Source organism: Actinomadura sp. NBRC 104425 (assembly GCF_030269545.1).
GTDB classification, from domain to species: Bacteria; Actinomycetota; Actinomycetes; order Streptosporangiales; family Streptosporangiaceae; genus Spirillospora; species Spirillospora keratinilytica.
Genome location: NZ_BSTN01000061.1, coordinates 1 through 5,359, shown reverse-complemented (window position 1 = coordinate 5,359; position 5,359 = coordinate 1). Strand labels below are relative to the sequence as shown.

General features: G+C 70.8%; 1 protein-coding gene. It reads right to left on the bottom strand.

Annotated features, from left to right (window positions below; all coding sequences use genetic code 11):
• Positions 1–5,297, bottom strand: a 5,297-nt coding sequence (locus QSK22_RS32945) for a non-ribosomal peptide synthetase (protein ID WP_285498416.1), incomplete at its 3' end; no start/stop codon positions are given.
• Positions 5,298–5,359: the final 62 nt, after the last annotated feature.

The following is a 5,359-nucleotide window of genomic DNA, read 5'->3' as shown; positions in this document are numbered from 1 at the left end:
AAAACCGTGCCCTCCGGCACCGCAGCCGCAGTGTCGTTCCACTCGTCGAGCACGAGACGACGTTCCTCGGCGTCCAACACATCGACCGCGCGCAACCGCACGTCCGGAACCTCGCTCACGGTCTCCAGAACGCGCACCAGCCGCCGCATCAGGGACTCGGCCGAGTCCACGTCGAACAGGTCAATCGACGCGATGACAGAGCCGCGCAGCCCGGCGGGACGCCCGTGCTCGTCGAACACCTCGCCGACGACGACATCGAGGTCGAACTTGGCCGGGACCTCCACCGGCCCGTCCACTGCGAAGCCCCCGCCGCCGGCGGTCACGCCCGGCAGATCCAGCGAGGCACGTTCGAAGTTCTGGACGGTCAGCATGACCTGGAAGAGGGGATGCCGGGCAAGCGACCGCTCCGGCGCCAGCTCCTCCACCAGCCGCTCGAACGGCACGTCCTGATGCTCCAGCGCGCCCAGGGTCGTTTCCCGCACCCGAGCGAGCACCTGCCGGAACTCCGGGTCACCCGACAGGTCGGTGCGGATCACCAGCGTGTTGACGAAGAACCCGACCAGATCGTCCAGGGCCTCGTCGGTGCGGCCCGCGACGGCCAGGCCCACCGGGATGTCGGTGCCGGCGCCGAGCCGCGACAGCGTCACCGCCAGCGCGGCCTGCACCACCATGGAAACGGTCACGCCTTCGGTACGGGCAAGTTCCGTCAGCCGCTGGTGCACTTCGGGCGTCACCCGCAGGGGCACCTGGTGGCCACGGTGGGCCGCGACCGCCGGGCGGGGCCGGTTGGCGGGCAGCGCCAGCTCTTCCGGCGCCCCGGCCAGCGCCCGCCGCCAGTACTCGATTTGAGCCGACAGCAGACTGTCCGGGTCGGACTCCTCCCCCAGCAGCTCACGTTGCCACAGGGCGTAGTCGGCGTACTGCACCGGCAGCGGCTCCCACTCGGGGGCCTCACCGCGCACCCGCGCCGCATACGCCGCCGACACGTCGCGGCCCAGCGGTCCCATCGACCAGCCGTCACCGGCGATGTGATGGACCACCAGCACCAGAACCCGCTCGTCCGAAGCGACCTCGAACAACCACGCCCGGATCGGCACCTCCGACGCCAGATCGAACGCGTATTGCGCCGCCCGTCCCACGGCCCTTGGCAGCTCCTCCGGTTCGACCTGGGAGACCTGCAGGTTCCATTCGAGTTCCTGCGGATGCAGGATCCGCTGGTAGGGCTGGCCGCCTACGGACGGGAACACGGTGCGCAGGGGCTCGTGACGCGCGATCACGTCGCGTAGCGCCGTGTCCAGGGCCGCGATGTCCAGCTCACCGGTCAGCCTGAGCGTGATGGGGATGTTGTAGGTCGGGCTCGGCCCTTCCAGTCGTTCGAGGAACCACAGCCGCTGCTGCGCGAACGACAGCGGCAGCCGTTCCGGACGCTGCCCGGCGCGCAGCGGCGGGCGGGCGCGGTCCAGGCCGCCCTCGGTCAGCAGCGCGGCCAGCCGCGCCACCGTGGGCGCCTCGAACAGCACTCCCAGCGGCAGTTCCACGCCCAGGACGGCGCGGACCCGCGACGCCAGTCGGATCGCCAGCAGGGACTGCCCGCCGAGCTCGAAGAAGTCGTCGTCCACCCCCACCGATTCCAGGCCGAGCACGTGCGCGAAGGCCCCGCACAGCAGCTCCTCCTGGACTGTGGACGGTCCGCGTCCCGCTCCCGTCGCATACTCCGGCGCGGGCAGGGCCTTGCGGTCGAGCTTGCCGTTCGGGGTCAGCGGCAGCTCGTCCAGCGTGACCACGGCGGCCGGGACCATGAATTCCGGCAGCCGCAGGGAGGTGAACTGGCGAAGCTCGTCGACGTCGATGTCGCCGTCCGCGGGCACGACGTAGGCGACGAGGCGCTTGTCCCCCGGGGCGTCCTCGCGGGCGACCACGGCCGCCTGCTTCACATCCGCGCTCGCGTACAGCACCGCCTCGATCTCGCCCGGCTCGATCCGGTATCCGCGAATCTTGACCTGGTCGTCGGCCCGGCCGACGAATACGAGTTGTCCGTCCGGCGTCCATTTGGCCAGGTCGCCGGTGCGGTACATCCGCTCGCCGGAACCGAACGGGCAGGCCACGAATCGTTCGCTGGTCAGCCCGGCGCGGCCGACATAGCCTCGGGCCACGTTCGCCCCGGCCACGTACAGCTCGCCGACGACACCGGCCGGGACCGGCGCCAACCACTCGTCCAGCACGAACACCCGGCAATTGGCGATCGGCGTGCCGACCGTCACCACACCATCCGGCCGCAACGGCCACGACATCGACGCGCACACCGTCGTCTCCGTCGGACCATACGCGTTGAACAACCGACGCCCGACCGCCCACCGGGCCATCACATCGGCGTCCAGCGCCTCACCCGCCGACACCAACGCCCCCACCGACCCCAATTCAGGCGGATCCACAACACCCAGGACCGCAGGCGGCAGCGTCGCATGCGTCACCCCATGCCGCACCACCACCCCGACCAAGCCACCACCCGGCGCCAGCTCATCCGCCGGCGCCACCACCAACGCCGCCCCCGAACACAACGCCATCAACACCTCGGACACCGACGCATCGAACCCCAGCGACGCAAACTGCAGCACCCGGCAACCCGCACCCACACCGAGCCGCTCCACCTGCGACACCACCAGGTTCACCACACCGCCATGACCAACCCCCACCCCCTTCGGCACACCCGTCGAACCAGACGTGTAAACCACATACGCCAACCCCGCCGGATCAACCACAGCCCCCGGCGACACCTCCGGGCACGCGGCGATCCCGGCACGCACCACCGGCTCGTCCAACACCACCACCGGCAACGCGGCGTCACCGGCCACGGCCGGCACACGATCCCGCACCTGCGTGGCGGTCAACACACACGCCACTGCCGCGTCGGCGAGCATGAACTCCACGCGTTCGACCGGAAGCGCCGGATCGATCGGGAGGTAGGCCGCACCGGCCTTCCACACACCCAGGATCGCCGCCACCACGTCCACACCACGCGGCAGGCACAGGCCCACCACCGACTCCGCGCCCACGCCCAGGCCACGCAGGTAATGCGCGATCCGATTCGCCCGCGCGTCCAGCTCCGCATACGACAACTCGGCCTCGTCCGACACCACAGCAGGCGCGTCCAGAGCCGCCACCACCTGCCGCTCGAACAGCTCGACGACCGAGGAGGCGTCACGCTTCGCGGTGTTGTGGTCCCACCGGTGAAGGATCTCGTCGCGCTCCCGGGCGTCGAGGACGTCCACCGAGCGCAGCAGAGCGTCCGGCGCATCGTCCAGAGCGGCGACCAGGTTCGCCACGGCGGTCAGCAAGAGCCGGCCGACCAGTCGCGGATCGGCGGGGCGAACCACCTGCACGCCCAGGCTCAATCCGGCGGCGCCGAAGTCGTTGACCGATACACCAACCGGGTAGTTCGTCCGTTCCTGAGCGAAGACGGTTCGGATGCCTTCCAGCGTCGGTCGACGGTCGGCCTCCGCGGCCTGGGCATCGACGTTGCCGCCGACGTGCCGGTAGTTGAACAGCGACGTGAACAGCGGCGTGCCGCCCGCGATCCCGCTGGCCTGCTGGACGACCGCCAGCGGCGCGTGCTCGTGCTCCAGCAGCGCCGCAAGCTGGGCCCGCATCTCCTCGACCGCGGCCCGTACGCCGACCTCGTCGGTACGCACCCGTACCGGCAGCGTGTTGATGAACGGGCCGAGCACACGGTCGGCGCCCTCACCGGCGTTCATCCGCCCGAAGAGGACTGTGCCGAAGACGACGTCGTCCCGGCCTGCCAGCGTGGCCAGTACGCGGGCCCACGCCACGTGCATCACCGTGGCCGCGCTGACGCCCAGCCGCTGCGCCACCGTCCGCAGGCGGGCCACCAGCTCGCCGTCCACCGGGACCACTTCGGACAGCACGCCGGTGCCGTCGCCGTGCACGTCCATCAGCCCGAACGGCGCCGTGGTCTCGGTCACGTCGCCCAGCAGCTCGGTGAAGAACCGCTCGTGCTCGGTACGGGACACCGCGCTGCGGGCCTGTGCCACGAAGTTGCGGAACGGCAGTGCCCGCGTCAGCTGCTCGGCACCGTCGGTGAGCATCGTCCGCAGCTCTTGGATGAGGACGTCCATGCCCTGGTGGTCCAGCACCATATGATGCATGCGCACCAGTCCGAGCCACCGGCCGTCGGTGGTTTCGGCGACGTGCAGGTCCATCAGCGGCGCCCGGCCCAGATCCATGGCCGCCCCCGCCGAGGCGAGCAGCGTTTCCACCGGGTCGGTGGCGTCCGGGTCGAGCGTGTGCTCGACCACCGGCAGCGTCGTCCGCCGCCACACGACCTGTACCGGCTCGCGCAGGCCTTCCCAGACCACGCTCGTGCGGTAGATGTCATGCCGGTCGACCACCTGCTGCACCGCCCGCACGAATGCGTCCAGCCGGGATCGCGAGTCGAACTCCAGCACGCGTACCGACAGGTAGGTGTCCACGCCGTCGCTGGCGAGCAGGTGGTGGAACAGCAGGCCCTCCTGCAGCGGCGCCAGCGGGTACATGTCGGCCACGTTGGCGGCGCCGCCGTCGACACCTGCGACGATCCGATCCAGCTCGGCCTCGGACAGCTCCACCAGCGGCACCATGTCCGGCGTGATCCGCTCGGCTCCTGCCGGGATCGCGTTGGCCGGAACCTCCACGGCCGCCGCACCGGCCGCCCCGGCCAGGCGCGCCGGGGTCGGCGCCTCGAACAGAGCCCGCACCGACACGGAGATCCCCCGGCCCCGCAGCCGCTCCACGAGGCGGACCGCCAGCAGCGAGTGGCCGCCGAGGCGGAAGAAGTCGTCATCGACGCCGACCGACTCCACGCCCAGCACCTCGGCGAACACCTCGCACAGAATCCCCTCCTGAACCGAGGACGGAGGCCGACCGGTGCCAGCCGTGTACTCGGGGGCGGGCAACGCCTTGCGGTCGAGCTTGCCGTTGGCGTTCAACGGCAGCTCGTCCAGGGTGACCACGGCTGCCGGAACCATGTAGTCGGGCAGCCGCCGAGCGACGAACGCCCGCAGGTCATCGACGTCGACATGGCCGTTGGCGGACACGACGTAGGCCACCAGACGCCGGTCACCCGCAACATCCTCACGCGCGACAACGGCGGCCTGCGCGACCTCCGGATGCGCCAGCAGGGCGGCCTCGATCTCGCCAGGCTCGATCCGGAACCCGCGAATCTTCACCTGCTCGTCCGCCCGGCCCGCGAACACCAACTGCCCATCCGGCGTCCACCTGGCCAGGTCACCGGTCCGGTACATCCGCTCACCCGAACCGAACGGGCACGCCACGAACCGCTCACCCGTCAAACCCGCCCGGCCGA